15 protein-coding genes are annotated in these 18,414 nt (G+C 35.0%); 4 read left to right on the top strand and 11 right to left on the bottom strand.

The window, feature by feature from the left end; genetic code table 11:
* The first annotated feature begins 35 nt into the window (after nucleotides 1–35).
* From BLS98_RS03095 to BLS98_RS03085, 3 genes are all read left to right on the top strand, one after another.
* Nucleotides 36–890, top strand: a complete 855-nt coding sequence (locus tag BLS98_RS03095; protein WP_089733489.1) for a hypothetical protein — start codon at nucleotides 36–38, stop codon at nucleotides 888–890.
* 28 nt (nucleotides 891–918) lie between these two features.
* Entirely contained in the window at nucleotides 919–1,923 is a 1,005-nt protein-coding gene (locus BLS98_RS03090; protein ID WP_139166066.1) for a hypothetical protein, read from the top strand.
* A gap of 155 nt (nucleotides 1,924–2,078) precedes the next feature.
* Entirely contained in the window at nucleotides 2,079–2,489 is a 411-nt protein-coding gene (locus BLS98_RS03085) for a hypothetical protein (RefSeq protein WP_089733485.1), read from the top strand.
* A gap of 81 nt (nucleotides 2,490–2,570) precedes the next feature.
* On the opposite strand, the gene BLS98_RS03080 is transcribed toward BLS98_RS03085, so the two are convergent.
* From BLS98_RS03080 to BLS98_RS03030, 11 genes are all read right to left on the bottom strand, one after another.
* Entirely contained in the window at nucleotides 2,571–3,626 is a 1,056-nt protein-coding gene (locus BLS98_RS03080; protein WP_089733482.1) for an alpha/beta hydrolase, read from the bottom strand.
* Nucleotides 3,610–4,884, bottom strand: coding sequence for a PepSY-associated TM helix domain-containing protein (locus tag BLS98_RS03075; protein WP_089734417.1), 1,275 nt, complete (start codon nucleotides 4,882–4,884; stop codon nucleotides 3,610–3,612). The genes BLS98_RS03080 and BLS98_RS03075 overlap by 17 nt, the downstream gene beginning before the upstream one ends.
* Before the next feature lie 338 nt (nucleotides 4,885–5,222).
* Complete coding sequence (locus tag BLS98_RS03070) at nucleotides 5,223–7,409, bottom strand: TonB-dependent siderophore receptor (protein ID WP_089733481.1); 2,187 nt, start codon at nucleotides 7,407–7,409, stop codon at nucleotides 5,223–5,225.
* Between the two features lie 189 nt (nucleotides 7,410–7,598).
* Entirely contained in the window at nucleotides 7,599–8,795 is a 1,197-nt protein-coding gene (locus BLS98_RS03065) for a PIN domain-containing protein (protein ID WP_089733478.1), read from the bottom strand.
* Nucleotides 8,796–8,842: 47 nt separating this feature from the next.
* Nucleotides 8,843–9,337, bottom strand: a complete 495-nt coding sequence (locus BLS98_RS03060; RefSeq protein WP_089733477.1) for a hypothetical protein — start codon at nucleotides 9,335–9,337, stop codon at nucleotides 8,843–8,845.
* A gap of 116 nt (nucleotides 9,338–9,453) precedes the next feature.
* The gene (locus tag BLS98_RS03055) at nucleotides 9,454–10,302 is read right to left on the bottom strand and encodes a hypothetical protein (RefSeq protein WP_089733475.1); all 849 of its coding nucleotides are present in this window, start codon (nucleotides 10,300–10,302) and stop codon (nucleotides 9,454–9,456) included.
* A gap of 70 nt (nucleotides 10,303–10,372) precedes the next feature.
* Nucleotides 10,373–11,167, bottom strand: coding sequence for a hypothetical protein (locus BLS98_RS03050; RefSeq protein WP_089733473.1), 795 nt, complete (start codon nucleotides 11,165–11,167; stop codon nucleotides 10,373–10,375).
* Between the two features lie 349 nt (nucleotides 11,168–11,516).
* Nucleotides 11,517–11,960: a hypothetical protein gene (locus BLS98_RS03045; RefSeq protein WP_089733471.1), complete on the bottom strand. Its 444-nt coding sequence runs from the start codon at nucleotides 11,958–11,960 to the stop codon at nucleotides 11,517–11,519.
* A gap of 118 nt (nucleotides 11,961–12,078) precedes the next feature.
* Nucleotides 12,079–15,261, bottom strand: a complete 3,183-nt coding sequence (gene carB, locus BLS98_RS03040) for a carbamoyl-phosphate synthase large subunit (protein WP_089733469.1) — start codon at nucleotides 15,259–15,261, stop codon at nucleotides 12,079–12,081.
* Nucleotides 15,262–15,420: 159 nt separating this feature from the next.
* Nucleotides 15,421–16,494: a carbamoyl phosphate synthase small subunit gene (locus BLS98_RS03035; protein WP_089733467.1), complete on the bottom strand. Its 1,074-nt coding sequence runs from the start codon at nucleotides 16,492–16,494 to the stop codon at nucleotides 15,421–15,423.
* Nucleotides 16,495–16,758: 264 nt separating this feature from the next.
* The gene (locus BLS98_RS03030; protein WP_089733465.1) at nucleotides 16,759–17,649 is read right to left on the bottom strand and encodes an aspartate carbamoyltransferase catalytic subunit; all 891 of its coding nucleotides are present in this window, start codon (nucleotides 17,647–17,649) and stop codon (nucleotides 16,759–16,761) included.
* Between the two features lie 240 nt (nucleotides 17,650–17,889).
* Between BLS98_RS03030 and BLS98_RS03025 the strand changes: the two genes are divergently transcribed.
* Nucleotides 17,890–18,351, top strand: coding sequence for an Lrp/AsnC family transcriptional regulator (locus BLS98_RS03025; RefSeq protein WP_089733463.1), 462 nt, complete (start codon nucleotides 17,890–17,892; stop codon nucleotides 18,349–18,351).
* The last annotated feature ends 63 nt before the right edge of the window (nucleotides 18,352–18,414 follow it).

Here is an 18,414-nt window from a genome sequence, read left to right as displayed (position 1 = left end):
GGTAATTTTAAAGGTTTAAATACCAATCACGAATAATGCTCAAAAAAACAGGTTTCTTACTGCTTCTTTCCGTCGGATTTATCAGCATAAAAGCCCAGCAAACCATTCCTTTCCGGGTTACAAAATATAATAATATCATCGTGAAAACACTTGTAAACAAAAAGGATTCTTTAGATCTTATGTTTCAAATTGCGATGAAGGATGGTGCTATTTCTCCGGAACGACAGCGGAAAGCAGATCACATCGTTTTCAATAAAGAGGAAATAAGTGAACATAATACGGTAGATATTGGCAGTATGAGCTGGAGAGACTTTACGTTTACAGATAATCAGCTGTCCGGTTTGGAATCTGATGGAAAAATTGGAACAGGACTTTTTGAAGGTAAGACCTTTAAGATTGATTATGACAGCAACCAATTTGTAATCTATGATCAAAAACCTGATCTGAAAGGATTTCAACCTATTAAAGTTACTTTTGAGAACGAAGTTTTCCATATTTTCGGAGATAATGTTTTGGATGGTGCTAAACAGCAGGAAACTTCTTTTGCGCTTCAATCCGGCTATTCCGGAGGTATATTGTACAGTAATGATTTTGCTGAAAAATATGATCTCAACAAAAAACTAAAGATTATTGGAGAAAAAACGCTGAAAAACTCCAGTAATAAGCTTCTGATGATTAAACAAGGAATTCTGCCATCTTTCCAAATTGGTGATTTTGTTTTCAAGGATGCTCCTGTAGGATTTTTTGCAGGAGAGCTTAAAACTCAACACGTGAGTTATTTTGGAGCAGACATGATGCGAAGATTTATCTGGGTTTTTGATGCTGACAGGAAAATGGCATACATTAAACCTAGTCAATATTATTCTGAGCCTTACTATAAAATAAATTAAACTCAAAATATTCAAAACATTCTTAATAATGAAGATTAACACAGCCTTAGTGCTTTTATGTTCACAATTGATGATTATCAGTTGTAAAAAGGACGAGAAAAAACCAATTCAGGATCAGCCAGCTATTGTAAACGATTCTGTAAAAACGGCTACAACGGAAGAGGAAATAGATTTTAAGAATTTCAACATTTTCAATGTTTCCACCATGCAGCGTAAGGATCTTATGGATACTTTTATCTCCGTATCGGACATCTACAATGGTAAAAATACTATTCCGACAGACTTTCTAAAGAAACAAAAGGAAGTTCCTTTTGAAAAGATGACTTATATTGAGCTGGATCCTACGTACAGAAAAAAAATGCTGGATGGCATTCACATTACTGAAAATGATTCGTTATATCTTTACAATTACGAAAAGAATAAACTGCAAAAAATCCCTGTAAGTAAATTAAAAGCAGTGGCCTATCTTTCTCCTTATATGGGTGAAGGAGATGAGATTGATCCTGAATCCTACATGATAGGATTCCAAATTGACACGCAAAAAGGGAACGATATTTTTGATCAATATACGAATGTGATTGCCTATTTCGGAAGTAAAAGCCCATTTGTAGAAAATGAGATGAAAATGATTAAATGGGAAAAAGCGGGTGCTGATATTCAGAAAAAATATTTTTCCGGTTCAACTCTTAAATACGGCGGCACTTATCAATATACATATGAAAAGCTGACGTATTATGTACAGGATCTTCTTGAAGAATATGGACCTCAGGAACGCAAACTGGTAGTTATTAACGATCATCAAGAAAAAGTGTTTGAGAAAACATTCACCATTGAAGATGGTGCAGAATTTAACCCTCTTGAAAAAATGCCCAATGAGGAAACCAATTATTATGCTCAGTGGACGGGTAGACTTTTTAAAGGAAAAGCACCGGTAGTCTTTAATTTTACCTCTCCTTCTTTCGGATGTCGAGCTATTACATTTTTAGATAAAGAAAGAACAGAGCTTAGTATTAATTGTGATAACAGACATTAAATTCCTGAACTGAAAATCTCTGGTGCAACGGCTAGAGATTTTGTAAGGAAATACCCTCAAAAGCAAATCTGTAATGTACAGGTTTGCTTTTTTTGTATAGAAAGTTTACTGAATCAAAAAATAACGTAATTTTATCGAAGCACAAAAACACAATTATGAAACAAAATATACTTCTGTTTACACTCTGCATCTTCATCAACTTACTGATTGGCAACATTGTATTAATCATTATATTTCCGGATTTACTTTTCCTTTACAATATTATTATTTCACTGTTTGTATTCATTATTTATGGAGTTGTATTTTATAAGCTGGACCTAACTTCTAAAAAATATGAACGATGGAAATTGGCTGGAATTTCAGCAATCTTAAGCCTATCTGCCTTGTTAATCGCCTGCATTTTTACTTCAATGGGTAGCCGATTACCAACAGATACCATAATAACAGCCGGATTAAAAGGAGTAATTCCTATGTTTATTTTTGCGACAGTGCTGGCATCTCCGTTCTGGATACCTTTAGCATTTTTCAATTTCGTATGCCTTTACTTTATGAAACCCGGGATTTAGCTTTCAATATTTACAAAAAAAGGGGTACATTGAATCATATCAATCTACCCCCAATTACATCCTATTTATAGCCTATTTCAATTATTTAACCTTAGGATAAAGTTTGTTTTTCAGGTTTATAAAATAAGTTTCGGTTTCTTTGAAGTCATTGCTTTTCATGAATTTAAGAACCACATTCAGATAAGATTCTGAAGGATTGAATTCTGACCCCATCTTTCCTGAGAATGTTTTATATTCTGTTTCCAGTAAGCCTGGATTTTTCGCTAGCTGCTTAATATCTGTTCTGAACCCTTTGAATATAAATTTCAAAGCTTCATAATTTCCGGGATAGGAAACCGTTCCATGAGTTTCACCTTTAAAAAAGCTGTGTTTATAATTCAAGGTCTCATTTTTCTCCACAATTCCTTTAAACTTCTCAATAGCCTGAGTCATATCTGAATTCCAGTTTTTCTGCTGTTCTTCATTGTCTGCCTGAGAAACATATAAGGATTTGTTAGCCGGAAACTTTTTATTCTTTTCCAGATAGTCTTTTGTTCTTGAAATGGTTACTTCATTATCCCACCATAAACTTGGGTCATTAGCCACATAAGCATTGAAATATTCCGGATGAGTAAGCAAAACATTGATGGCAAATAAACCTCCGAATGAATGTCCTACCAAAACTGAATATTCCTGTGTTCTGTAGTTTTTACTGATGAAAGGCTTCAATTCTTCCTGCATAAATTTCACAAAGTTCTCACTTCCGCCACTGTCTGCAAAAAGAGTTAGAGCAGGATTTACCGGACTTTTCTTCTGAGATTTTGTAGGGGTAAGATCTCTTGTACGTTCTGTATTTTTAATTCCTACCACAATACATTCCGGAATATCTGCATAAGGAGTTCTGGCAATAAAATCCGACAATCCGGTATAATATTCAAAGTTGATTTCACCATCTAAAAGATAGATAACCGGATATTTTGCAGGGTTGATGGTGGTATCATGATACGTTTTAGGCAGATGAACCCAAATTTCCCTGTTTTCATTTAAAACCTTCGAAAATAAGGTCTGCTTCTCTCCTATTGTAAGCTTTTCCTGAGCATTTCCGAATATAAAGAATGAAAATACCAATAAAAATAAAATTTTAAACCAATTGTTCATGATGCGATTCTTTTCTGTGTTGATGAATATGTTTAATTTCTTTTCCTTTTTTACCCGACTTGTTTCTTCTTCCCCACCAGATCAAAAATCCTGTCACAGGAAGACTGGTACAGATAATTCCGATAACGAATGTGAAGATCTTTCCGAACATTCCGCCCCAATATCCTACGTGAAGATCAAAGTTCATGTGCTCAATCACTTCATGCATGACCACTTCTTTTGGGTAATTAATTTCGTCCCCAGTATACTTATTGACTTCCTTGCTTTTTCCATCAATAATACTTTTTAAGCCTATAAATTTAGCAGCTACCACATTGTAAACGGTTGCAGAATCTTTGCGTGGAACACTCATTCTGACTTGCTGTGCCTGAGGAATCTCTTTAAAACTGCGGTCTATAAAATCTGTAAAAGCCAGTGCCTTTTTATCAGGATCATATACCGGATCATATTTTTCTGCAATCTTATGGGCATCGGGAACTCCTCCAAAAGTAACCTGAGTAAGATCTGTTAAAACTTTATAGGCCATAATCAGTCCGGTAATGGTAATAAATACAGCTGGCAACAGTGAATAAAACCCAAAAACATTATGAAAATCGTAGTTTTTTCTACGCCATTTGGTTCCTGATTTAATTTTAAATGCGGTGGTTCTTGTTGTTTTATTCCACTTTTTTGGCCACCAAAGAATTAAGCCGCCAATTAATTGAATGAAAAATATAATGGAAGCTACTCCCACCACTGTTTTTCCGAATTTTCCGGCCAGCAATTGGGCATGAATATGCGCTACCACATAGAAAAATTCATAGCTTTTTGTAGAGCCCATTACTTTTCCGGTGTAAGGATCAAGGTAATGATAAGCAAAAATACCTCTGGGGCCACGACCTTTGCCTTTGGGTTTCTCCACTTTTTCAGCATTCTTATCTTTGGGCGGTTTGGTAGCAGACGCTACACGAAAAGTTCTGTCTGCTTCCCTGTAAGTATCAAAATAGAAAGCTTTTCTGTCCGGAACCTGTTCATGAAATTTAACAAGTAATTCTTCCGGTGTCATCTTTTTAGCATGAGCGGGAGCCTGAACATATTTGGCACTTCCGGCACAAAGATCAACAATCTCATCACAAAACACGAAAACCGTTCCGGAAAGTGTAACGGTAAGTACAATAATCCCGGAAACAAGTCCGAGCCAGAGATGGAGCCATCCTGTAATTCTTTTGGTTAGGGATTTTCCCTGTTTTTTCTTGGGGTTAGTTTTTTTATTTTCCATATCTAAATCATGGGTTGCCAATCATTTATTAAAGTTGTTGGAAGACGCAAAGAGGTAAAATTTATACTGCTTTTAACGAGCAATAAAATCAAAGGTTTTCAGCTTAGAAATAATAACGACCCATCCATTCTAATGATCAGTAAAATCTGTGGGAGATTATATTCTATTCTTTAAAATTTCATCTTCGATAAACTATTTTTATATAGCCACGAATGCACGAATTATTTTATTAGTTCATTCGTGGCAAAACAGTATTTTAGATTATACCTGTGTCTTCATTTTTTCCAAAAAAACTTTAATCTAAGTTTGAGGCAACCTATTTTTGTTTTTAAAGGTTATTAGAATTTAAATGCGAAGTTGGCCAGGAATTCTCTTGGTTTTTGTGGCTGTCCATAGAAATTCCAGTAGGTTTGGTTCAGCGCATTATTCATTTTCACACCGATTCTGTATTTTTTCTTGTCATAGAATACTGTAGCTCCTACCGTTGTATAAGCCGGTGCAAGGAAATGGTTTTTGATATTGATATACGTTTTATCTACAAAATTAAATCCTGCTCCGAAACCTAAGCCTTCATAAGCTCCATCCATAATTTTATAGCTAGTCCAGAAATTGGCAACATGTTTAGGAGTCCAAGCACTTCTTTTCCCTGCATCCGGACTTCTATCATCAAATTTATTATCGTTGAAACCATATCCTGCAACAATATTCCATCCTTTAACTGGATTTGCAACAATATCTACTTCAAAACCTTGGTTCTTAATATTTCCGTCCTGAATATATAGTCCGGTAATTCCTGATGGATCTGCAATCAAACGGTCTTTAATTTTCATATTATAATAGCTTACCGTTGTCAGTAATTTTTTACCTAATAAATCTAATTTAAATCCTGCTTCAAATTGATTTCCTTGTTCAGGTTTATATTCAATAAAAGTATTTCCGTTTTTATCTCTAGGATCTCTTTGAGGAGCTACGTTTTTAAATCCATTGACATAATTGGCAAAGAATGAAACCTTCTCTTTAACAATTTCATACACCAATCCGAATTTAGGAGCAAATTGAGTTTGTTTGTACTCACCTTGTTTTTCTGCTCCGTTACTGATCATGTTTTCATTCTTGTAGTTATCCATTCTTAGACTAGCCATCACCAATAAATTATCCGTAATATTCAATACATCTGAAGCATATACACTAAATGTAGTCACTTTATTGATGTCGAACATGGTTCCATTTCTCGGAAGTGATTTGATAATATCACGTGAAATAGGAGCCCATGGCGATGTAGAATTTAAAATAACAACATCATCTTCCTGTTTGCTTTTATCCGGATTAATGATACCGTCTAAAGGATAGGGTACGAATGCTGAAGATGAGTTCTTCCCTACTTTATATACTGGATATTGGTTTTTGCTGGTCTGCTGGAAATAATCCACTCCTACTACCAAACGGTTTCTTAAATTCCCAATTTTAAAGTCTCCAATAAAGTTCTGCTGAATATTATCTGTTGTAATTTTATAATTGTCAAAAGGACGAATACTTCTGCTTACTGTATTATTATCCTTATAATTTAATACCAAAAAAATAGATTCTTTCTCATTAGCTTCTCCTCTTTGATATGATGTTCTGGAAGTCCATTGATCATTGAATTTATGGGTAACTTCAGCCATGGTTACAAAATTGGTTCTCTTCGATCCAACATCGTTACTGGTAAATGACCTGCCATGAATGGCTGCAAGGTCTTTCATTGAATGCAATGTTAAGTCTTCTGATTTTCTCACATAAGCATTAAGCGTTTTTTCCGGTGCATGGAATTCTGTATCTAAGGTTACAGTAGTTTTATCGCTTACTTTATATAAAATACTTCCTGAGAAGAATACTCCTTTATTATATCCTGCATCCTGGAAAGAATCCTGGGAATACGCTGCAACATTGAATCTTGCCAATGCTGTTTTCTCTTTATTTAATGGGGTATTTACATCGGCTGTTATTCTGTTCATCCCCCAGCTTCCGGTGGTATAGTTGATGATTCCCCCGAAATTTTCCTGTGGTTTTTTGGTCACAACATTCACAACACCTCCATAATTAGCCAAAGTTCCGCCAAATAATGTTCCAGATGGCCCTTTAATTACTTCTACTCTTTCAATATTAGCAATTTCCGATTGTACTCTTGGGTTTTGAATTAATCCGTTTCTGAAGCTGGCATTGGAGCTGAAACCTCTCAGGAAAACATCATTACCACTGTCGTTAACGCTATTGCTAACCACCACTCCCGGTGCCGATGCCATTGCCGTATTGAAGTCAGTAGCATTCATTTCACTGATGATTTCTTTAGGAACAAGATTGTAAACCGTTGGATTTTCAAGGTTTTCCAGAGGAAGTCTTGCTACGGATTCTGATTTTTTGGTTCTGTAATTATGAGTACCCTGAAGGGATACAGACTGGATCTCAGCTACTTTTAAGGTATCACTTTCCTGTGCACTTAACATGGTAACTGCTAATAATGATGCAGAAATAATAGTTTTTTTCATTTTTATAATTAAGCTTAGTGTCGCAAAATTACTTTATTTTTATTGATTCTAAATAAAAACATGATGGAAATCATAAAATTTTGTTAACAAAAAAGCCCATAAATAAAGGGTTTTCGAATAATCAAAAACCCTTTATTTTATCAAATGATAATATTTCAGTATTGTAATTTTATTACTAGCCTCTATTTATTATAAATCATTTCTTAAAATACTAATGAGATCATCACCTTTTCTTTCAATTTCATTATTAAGATGTCTATTAACATTTAAGTACTGATACTTGTTAGAAAGGTCAATTCTTTCTTTTATAGCATTTTTCTCTCTTACTAAAGAATCGAGATAGTCATGATAACTAGCTATAAACTCTTCTAGACTTTCTTTCTTATTAAGATTTTTTGAATATAAATCTAAAGTGTTTTTATTATCAATTATAGAATCAATTTCTTCAATTCTTTCATACATAGGATTGATATCTTTAAAATTCCGCCTAGATCTATAAATACTTTCCAACTCATTTAGAATTTCTAAATCTGCAGACTTCATTGCTTGAATTTCGTCCAAAGCTTTCTTATCAATTTGCTCTTTCAAGTATGTTTGCCCATAACTTAAAAAACGCTCAGAAGAATACATATGAAATTTAACGTTAGCTTCACGATAAATTTCTTCCACTAATTCTTGCCTTGGCCCCATATTTCTACCATCTTTTATTTTCCACCACCAATCTATTTTCCTCTCATCAGTAATTAGGATTATGTCCTTTTGAAAATCTTTACCAAGTTTTATTATTTGCTTCCATAGAACTAAATCTCCAAACTTACGATTACCTTCTTTTGTTTTTCCATCTTCAAACCCTGGAGGTATCTTAGCAACATATCTTCTTTCTCCTTCCTTATAAATATCTTCTAACTCTTCATTTGAGGATTCAGATGTTATTTTATTTTCAAATAATTCCGCCAACTTATCATAAATAGGATCTTCTTTTAAAAAATCACAATATCTTTTGATATTTTCTTCAACTTCTTTACTAACATTCTGAAACAATTCATTTAATCGTTGGTCAATACTTGTAGAAAGAAAGGGATGTTTATTTGTTGATTGCAAATCCTGTTGAATTTGAGAAATTTTATTTAAAAATTCTTTATAGGCTTTTTCCTGCTCTGCAATTACTTCATATCTGTTCCTATTATATTCAAGTGCAGCTTGATGTGGTAAATAAATTTTATCTGAAAATTTTCCAATTAGATCTATGATGGTCTCTCTGGTGGTATTAGAATACCTATATAAATTAAGTAAAACATTCGCATCAAATAAGATCAATCCACTATCCCAAATCTGTTTAATTTCTATTTCATTCTTTTTATAGTAACCTGGAAAAATTGTTTTCATAAAGTTTATATTTTTTTAATATATTTTGTATTATTAATATCAATTTTTTATACCACAACCATCATAGACATATAATAGTTGGCACAGTGTAATGAAGTAAGCAACAGGATGTCTTTATTGGAATATTTTTCAAAGTCGTCGGAAGTAGTAATCTGATACTCATAATTCAGAAGGTTCCATTTAAACTGAGGTTTCATTACTAAGAGTTCTATCCCCATTTTATCAGTAAGGACAAAGGAATCTTTGAAAACCCCTCTATGTTTACATACGAAACTTTCTTTTACTCCATCAAAATAGGTTTGCACTATAATTTCACCATTCCAGTTCATTCTGAACTTTAAAAGAACCTGTTCATTATCTTTCAATTCAATGGTTGTTCCCCAGAACCCCTTGGGCTCAACCTGAAGGCTTTTATGGTCTGCCAGCTCAATCACAGCATTAAAATTAAACCAACTTTTATAGGTAATTTTCCCTGTTAGTTTATTATCATTGACGAGTTCAAAAGATAAAGAATTGCTGGATTTTGCGTAATATTCTGCCATGGTTGTTTTATAGTTTGGTGAAATTAAATCAGTTTTATAATAATTCTGGAATAATTTATTTATGATCCCCTAATTTACAACCTCTTACATAAATCAGCAAAAAAAAATTAACGAGTTTAGTTTTTATATCCATTCTTTCCAAACCAGTACTTCCATTTTTCGTTATCAATTCCAAATTTCCCCTCCCACCAGCGTGCCGGATACCCAACATCATCATTTCTGATGGGTCTATGTTTTCTTTCCGGATAAGTTGCATATTCATCGGCATATCCAAAGTATTCATCATCATGCAGAATGCCAATTACCCCAAAAATTTCTAGCAAACCTAATCGCTCTTCATCATTTGACTTGATCATTTTAGAGATCTTCTTTTTGAGCTGGGAAATTCTATCATTAGGCTCTGCCGCTTCCATTATTATTTTCAGATCACTGAGAATCCTAAAATCATTTTCATTAGGGGTAACAGCTGGAAGTTTCGAAAACTGTTCTACATCAAATAATACTTGAATTAAATTATCAAAGCAAGGTCCGTCTTTATATTTAAAATAATTGATTGTATTAAACTCAATAGGTTCTTCAAATTCATAAGTATGAAGTCCGCAAATGGCACAAATCCTTTCATTAGGCTCTGGACTGGCCGTAAAACGATGTTCCGCTAATGATCTTGCTATACAATAACTTGATAGAAAGGAACGATATTCCAGTTGTCTTGTACTTAAACTGAAAAGAAAAGCGTTTACAACCTCCTGTTTTTCAATCTTAGCTACAGCAGTTTTAATTCTTCTGCAAATTTCGTCATGACTGATATTTTCCTGTTCATACATTACAAAGTGATCCTTTGCATATTCAAAATCATCTTTGGTGATATACTGCATGTAAGAATCCCAATAAAACCAATCTCTTAAGCTTTCATTCTGAGAGGTTTTTATGGTTTTGAGTAAAATCTGTATTGCTTTTTTGTCCATCTATTATCGATCATAATATTCCCTACTTTTTGTTCATCTTCCAGGCAATAAATAGTTAAAACACTATTGCTTATTTTGTTTTCAGATATATTCCTTCAATGGTGGCATTCATTCCGAATTGGCTGCTGCAAACTCCCTTGGTATAATGAACCACAGCAAATCCTTTGTAGAACTTCACTTTAAATTCACATTCTTCTGTATCATCCAATTTATAAGTAAAATGGGTTGTTTTAAGATCAATAGTGTCGTCATCTACCTGTGCAAGATTTCTCGCCGGTTCTCCGGTAACTGATGTTATCCCAAAAACAGCTTTTGAGCCCGGCAATCTCTTAATCTCCAAATCTCCCTGATATCCTGCTTCACTATACTGGTAATGATAACGTCCGAACAGATTTTCTACATTCGTTTCTGTTTCCTTTGAAGCGAGAGCAGTATCCTTCTTTACAAGATTAAGTGCAAGCTCCTTTCTGGTCTTTGGTGAAAACCAACTTCCTGTAAAAGTACCCTCTGATGGTTTTCCGGTAATCACACCCGTCACATTTCCTGATTTTTCAAATTCTAAAATTCTGTAGCTATTATCATCTTCAACGGTTCCTAAAAGCGTTATAGGCAATTTATTTTTAGTATTCAGGTAGGTGATTTCACCAACAATGACATTATCATCAATCTGATAATGAATAAACACAGGAGCTTTCCCATTCACAAATCCTTTCCAGTATATTTCTTTCCCGACTTGATTTTTCACAGATGCCAAAGTGACTGAACTTTTTTGAGGTACAGCATTAGAGGCTTCAACTTTTTTCTCAGACTTATTACAGGAAATAATCGTTAATAACAGAATGTAAACTAAATATTGGTATTTCATGGTGTATACATCTTTTTATGCTAATATATGACGTAGGCAGCAATTTAAAGTATTTTTATCTCATTATTTTATATCAATAATAGATTTGAGGGCTTACCGTTGATATCATAAATTGTTGCTGACAATAGATATCAAACAAGTGAACTCAATCTTTTTCAATCACAATGTCCAACATTCTTCTGGATAGATTTTATATGATTGTTTTCGAATATAATTAAATAGTGTTCTCCGGTTGTTCTTAAATATTTTGTAAAGAGATTCATATATTTATATTCTAAACCTAACAGGTTTTAAAAACCTGTTAGGTTTATTTTCAACAATTAATAAGAAATTATATCTCACAAAATATTTACTCAATTCTATAAACATAATCATTACTGATAAACTTAGTTTTTCTCTGTAACTCTTCAGTGCTGAAGCTTTTTCCGTCAACTTCAACACTTTTAATCATATACCTCCATCTTCCATTATGGCTTCTATTAATCCTTGTTGTTGAATTGGGCTGAACTTCCAGAACAATAGCAGAATCTTTTACTTCTATTTTTTCAATAGACTTCAGGCTTTTGATTTTTTGAAAATCTTTGGGAGATAATATTCCATTTTCATAATTAAATCTGAACTTGGCAGGATCATTCTTAATGGCCTGTGAGATTAGGTAATTATACTTGATTGTTATTATTTTTTTAGTCCCAGTTAGGTTTTGAATGTAAAAATCAGTTAAATAAGAACACCCTGAAAATAGCAGAACGAAAATAAAACTTAAGAATCCTATTGTAATTGAGTTTATACTCATTGTATTTCTGTTGAGATGGTTTTTGTAAAAATAAATAGAATACTTTGATTGAGAAGTTTTTCCAATAAAAAAATCCCGCAAGAAAACTTGCGGGATCTTAGATATTTGTTTTTCGAAATTACATCGTCTCCATTTTGAAGCTCATGCTTTCGATTACTTTTAGAATGGCTTCTACTGTATCCATTGAAGTTAAACAAGGAACACCGTTTTCCACACTCATTCTTCTGATCTGGAATCCGTCTCTTTCTGCTTGTTTCCCTTTTGTAGTCGTATTTACCACATACTGAACTTTTCCTTTCTGGATAAGGTCGATAAGATTTACGTTTTCTTCTCCTATTTTGTATCCTATTTTGCAAGGGATTCCTTTTTGTTCGAAGAATTTCGCAGTACCTTCTGTAGCCCAGATTCTGAAACCTACTTCGTGGAATCTTGCTGCCAAATCTGCTGCTTCTTCCTTATGTTTATCTGCTACTGTGAACAAGATAGAACCGTGCATAGGAACTTTTCTTCCTGCTGCTACCAATCCTTTGTAAAGGGCTTTCTCTAAAGTAGTATCTTTCCCCATAACTTCTCCTGTAGACTTCATTTCAGGGCCTAAAGAGATGTCAACCTTTGTTAGTTTTGAGAAAGAGAATACCGGTACTTTTACAAATACTCCTTCTTTATTTGGAACCAATCCGTTTTTGTACCCAAGATCTGCTAATTTCTGTCCTAAGATCGCTTTTGTAGCAAGATTCGCCATTGGAACCTCTGTGATTTTAGATAAGAAAGGAACTGTTCTTGATGAACGCGGATTTACTTCGATTACATATACGTTTCCTTCGAAAAGTACGTACTGAATGTTCATTAATCCAATTACTTTCAGTCCTTTTGCAAGTCTTTGAGTATAATCTACTAAAGTATCAATTTCGCTTTGAGAAATATTCTGTGGCGGATATACTGCAATAGAGTCTCCGGAGTGAACTCCTGCTCTTTCGATGTGCTCCATAATTCCTGGAATCACTACTGTTTCACCGTCGCAGATTGCATCTACTTCAATTTCCTTACCTACCATGTATTTGTCAACAAGGATAGGATGCTCAGGGCTTGCTTCTACTGCAAATTCCATATAGTGTGCCAGTTCTGCTTCGGTATACACAATTTCCATTGCTCTACCTCCCAAAACATAACTTGGACGTACCAATACCGGATAACCGATTTCATTGGCAATTTCTATCGCTTCTTCTTTTGAGGTTGAAGTTCTTCCTTTTGGCTGAGGAATTCCAAGCTCTTGTAATGCTTTTTCGAATTTATCTCTGTTTTCAGCTCTGTCAAGGTCTTCTAATGAAGTTCCTAAGATCTGTACTCCGTGAGAAGCTAGTTTATCTGCAAGGTTAATCGCTGTTTGTCCACCGAACTGTACCACCACTCCTTTAGGCTTTTCAAGTTCAATGATGTTCATTACATCTTCTTCCGTTAAAGGCTCGAAGTATAATTTATCTGAGATGGAGAAGTCTGTAGAAACTGTTTCAGGGTTGTTGTTGATGATAATCGCCTCGTAACCCATTTCTTTAATCGCCCAAACTGAGTGAACCGTTGCGTAGTCAAACTCAACACCTTGTCCGATTCTGATAGGCCCTGAACCTAAAACGATGATCTTTTCTTTATCAGAAACTACACTTTCGTTTTCTTCTTCGTAAGTTCCGTAAAAATAAGGAGTTTCACTCTCAAATTCAGCGGCGCAGGTGTCTACCATTTTGTACACCGGCATGATCCCGTTTTCTTTTCTGAAGTTGAAAATTTCACGCTCTTTTACATCCCAAAGAACTGCGATATTGATATCTGCAAAACCTAATCTCTTAGCTTCGATTAATGTTTCTTTATCAAATTTGTTTTCAGCAATAACTTTTTCGAAGTCAACCAGTTTTTTAAGTTTCCAGATGAAGAATTTATCAATTTTGCTCCATTCTACGATTTGTTCCCAGTCGTACCCTCTTCTTAAAGCATCTCCGATGATGAATAATCTCTCATCATCACATACTCTGATTCTTCTTTCGATTTCTTCAGCAGTAAGTGCCTGAGCCTGCTTTGTTTTTAATCCTAAATGCTTGATTCCTGTTTCTAGTGAACGGATTGCTTTCTGTAAAGATTCCTCAAGGTTTCTTCCGATTGCCATTACTTCCCCAGTGGCTTTCATCTGAGTAGAAAGTCTTCTGTCTGCTGTTTCGAATTTATCGAATGGGAATCTTGGGAATTTAGTAACTACATAATCCAGAGCAGGCTCGAAACATGCGTATGTTTTTCCTGTTACCGGGTTCATGATTTCATCCAGCGTTAATCCTACTGCAATTTTCGCAGCGATTTTTGCAATCGGATATCCTGTTGCCTTACTTGCTAAAGCTGATGAACGGGATACTCTAGGGTTTACCTCGATGATATAGTATTCGAATGAATGCGGATCTAAAGCTAACTGTACGTTACATCCACCTTCAATTCCTAATGCTCTGATGATTTTTAAAGAAGCATTTCTCAATAACTGATACTCTCTGTCTGAAAGCGTTTGAGAAGGTGCTACCACGATAGAGTCTCCTGTGTGAACTCCTACCGGGTCAATATTTTCCATGTTACAAACCACAATCGCATTGTCATTTGCATCACGCATTACTTCGTACTCAATTTCTTTGAAACCCGCGATTGATTTTTCAATAAGACACTGGGTAACCGGGCTGTGTTTTAGTCCCAGTTCAGCAATCTCTTTCAATTCTACTTCAGTGGAAGCGATACCTCCACCTGTTCCTCCCATCGTAAAGGCAGGACGAACAATTACAGGATATCCAATTTCATCAGCAAATGCTAATGCTCCTTCTACTGTGTTTACGATATCAGATTCAGGAACCGGCTCATTCAATTCTCTCATTAATTCACGGAAAAGGTCTCTGTCTTCTGCTCTGTTGATCGCAGAAAGCTTAGTTCCCAATACTTCCACTTTACATTCTTCAAGAATTCCTGATTTTTCAAGTTCTACCGCCATGTTAAGACCTGTTTGTCCTCCAAGGGTTGGTAGTAATGCATCCGGACGTTCTTTTCTGATGATGTGGCTTACAAACTGTAATGAAATCGGCTCGATATATACTTTATCAGCGATTTCCACATCTGTCATGATTGTTGCAGGGTTTGAGTTAATCAAAATTACCTTGTAGCCTTCTTCTTTCAAAGACAGACAAGCCTGCGTTCCTGCGTAATCAAATTCAGCTGCCTGCCCGATGATGATAGGTCCTGAACCGATTACTAAAATTGTTTTTATATCTGTACGTTTTGCCATTTTTCTTTTTAATTAGAGTCGAGAATCAAGATTCTAAACTTTGTAGTTTTTACTTTTATCAGACTTATGTTTGTATTTTGTCATTCCGGAGAATCTATACTTTCGTTATTGGGATTCTTCACTCCGCCTTCGCTCTGTTCAGAATGACAGGTCACAATCTTATTTTTTGAAGTCCTCCATCATCTGGATAAACTCATCAAACAAGTAGTTTGCATCTTCAGGGCCTGGGCTCGCTTCAGGGTGATACTGAACTGAGAAACAAGGGTGGATTTTGTGTTTTAATCCTTCGTTTGTTCTGTCATTCAAAGCGATGTGTGTTTCAACAAGGTCTGTTCCTTTTAAACTTTCCTGATCTACTGCATACCCATGGTTTTGAGAGGTGATGGCTACTGTATTTTTCGCTAAATCCAGTACGGGGTGGTTTCCTCCTCTGTGTCCGAACTTCAGTTTGAATGTTTTTGCTCCACAAGCAAGACCAATTAACTGGTGTCCTAAACAGATTCCGAAGATTGGAACTTTTCCTAATAATCCACGGATCATATCTAACGCGTGTGGTACATCTTCCGGGTCACCAGGACCGTTTGAAAGCATTATTCCGTCTGGATTCATCAATAGGATATCTTCTGCTGTAGTATCGTGAGAAACCACAATGATATCACAGTTTCTTTGAGATAGCTCTCTGATGATTCCTAATTTAGCACCAAAATCTACCAATACTACTTTGAAACCTCTGTTAGGATTCGCATAAGGTGTTTTAGTAGAAACTTCTTCCACCTGATTGATTGGGAAAGTAGTTGTTTTTAATTCTGCAGCAGTTGCCGCTTCATCTGCATCAGCATTCACGATTTTTCCTTTCACCACTCCGGAGTTACGAAGAATTCTTGTTAGTCTTCTTGTATCAATTCCTGAAATTCCTGAAAGGTTTTTCTTCTTAAATAATTCATCTAAAGTAATCTGAGTACGGAAGTTAGAAGGAAGATCGCAAAGTTCTTTTACGATAAGTCCTTTAATTGCCGGCTCAATACTTTCATAATCATCACGGTTAATACCATAATTTCCGATAAGCGGATAGGTCATACAAACTATCTGACCACAGTAAGATGGGTCAGAGATCAATTCCTGATACCCTGTCATTCCGGTATTGAAAACTACTTCACCTGCAGTTTCCAATTCTGCTCCGAAACCTTCTCCATGAAACACTTCACCGGACTCCAGTATTAATTTTTTCTTCATTTTTTCTATTTAGATTTTCTTTTTTATTAACACGTTGCCTCTGCGAGGCTTTTCTTTCTTTATATCCCAAGGGTTTCACCCGTGGTTATTAACAGGTCGCCCTTACAGGGCTTACATAATCGTTGTCTTCATATTTTCCAAGGGTTTCACCCATGGTTATTAATAGACCGCCCTTACAGGGCTTACACAACTATTATCTTTATTATCTATTAACAGGTCGCTCCTACGGAGCTCGCCATACTTTTTACTTTTAGCTTGGTTCTTTTACTTAAAGGTAAAGCCTTTTTCTTCCAAAGCATCTTTTAAAATGGCCATTCTGGCGAAAACGCCGTTTTCCATTTGTCTGAAGACTCTTGAACGTTCACATTCTACTAAATCTGAGTCAATTTCTACTCCTCTGTTGATTGGTGCTGGGTGCATGATGATTGCTTCTTTTTTCATAGCTTGCTCTCTTTCTTTAGTCAGACCATATTTTCTGTGATAATCTGAAGCTGTGAAGCTCATAGCGTCATCGTGTCTTTCATGCTGGATTCTCAATAACATCAGAACATCCACTTCCGCGATCAACTCATCTACAGAAAGGTAAGTTCCGTTGATTAATGCTCCTTCGTCAAACCATTGTTCAGGTCCTGAGAAATATACTTTAGCACCTAATCTTCTTAATGCTTCAGCGTTTGAGTTGGCAACACGGCTGTGTTTTACATCTCCTACAATTCCTATTTTTAATCCTTCAAACTTTCCGAATTCCTGATAGATGGTCATCAGATCCAGCATACATTGTGAAGGATGGTTTCCTGTTCCATCTCCACCATTGATTACAGGAATTTTAATATTTTTCAGATCTTCAAAATATCTATCTTTCTTATCTCGGATCACTACAAGATTTACTCCCAGACTTTCAATTGTCTTAACAGTATCATAAAGACTCTCTCCTTTATTTACAGAACTGTGTGAAGCATCAAAAGGAACAACCTGCAATCCTAATTTTCTTTCTGCAATATCAAAGCTTGTCTTTGTTCTTGTGCTATCTTCAAAGAAAAGATTGGAGCAAAAAACTTCGCCTTCAATTTTAGCAGTTTTTCCATTCCTGAAAGCCAGTGCTTCTGTCAGTATACTGTTGATTTTCTCGGTACTTAGTTCTGTAATCGTAAACATAATCTTAATTTTTAAGCATAAAAAAAGCGAAGACAACTATCTTCGCTAATAACAATAAATATCGTAAAGGGCGCTTTCGCCCGGTAAATCTAATGATATAAATGCTTTTTTATTCATTAGGTGCAAAGATACAGCAATTTTATGAAACTACAAAAACAAAGTTTAAAATAAATTAAAACCTTTAGTCATTCCTTATTCTCATTTAAAATTAATATTTTTGTTACAACACAACATTATTCTATGGATTTAAAAGACAAAATGATTCTCAGCATTATACAGGAAGACTCTACTTTATCAGTGAAAGAAATTTCGGAAAAGATTGGTCTTACCTTTACTCCAACGTATGAAAGAATCAAACAATTGGAGAAGCAGGGGATCATCCAAAAGTATGTAGGTCTTTTAAACCGTGAGAAACTGGGTTTGAACATTGTAGTCTATTGTAACGTACGTCTTAAAGAACAATCAAAGAAAGTATTGGAGACTTTTGAGAAGCATATTGGAAAGTACGATGAAGTACAGGAAATCACCAGCCTCTCTGGCGAATACGATTATATGCTGAAAATTATCGCAAAAGATATTAACTCTTATAATGAATTTGCTGTAAGTGTTATTTCAAACATTCCTAATATCGGACAGTACCACAGTTCCATCGTTCTTCATGAGGTGAAAAAATCTACTAAGTTCAAGATTGATCTTGAATAGTTTTCAATTTTAAACCATTAAGAAACTTTAAATAATTAAGAAAAGTTAAGAATATTCGTAGGC

It is taken from the genome of Chryseobacterium jejuense (genome assembly GCF_900100075.1).
Classification (GTDB): Bacteria; Bacteroidota; Bacteroidia; order Flavobacteriales; family Weeksellaceae; genus Chryseobacterium; species Chryseobacterium jejuense.
Note: the sequence above shows the minus strand (reverse complement) of the source record. Positions and strands in the feature narration are given on the sequence as shown.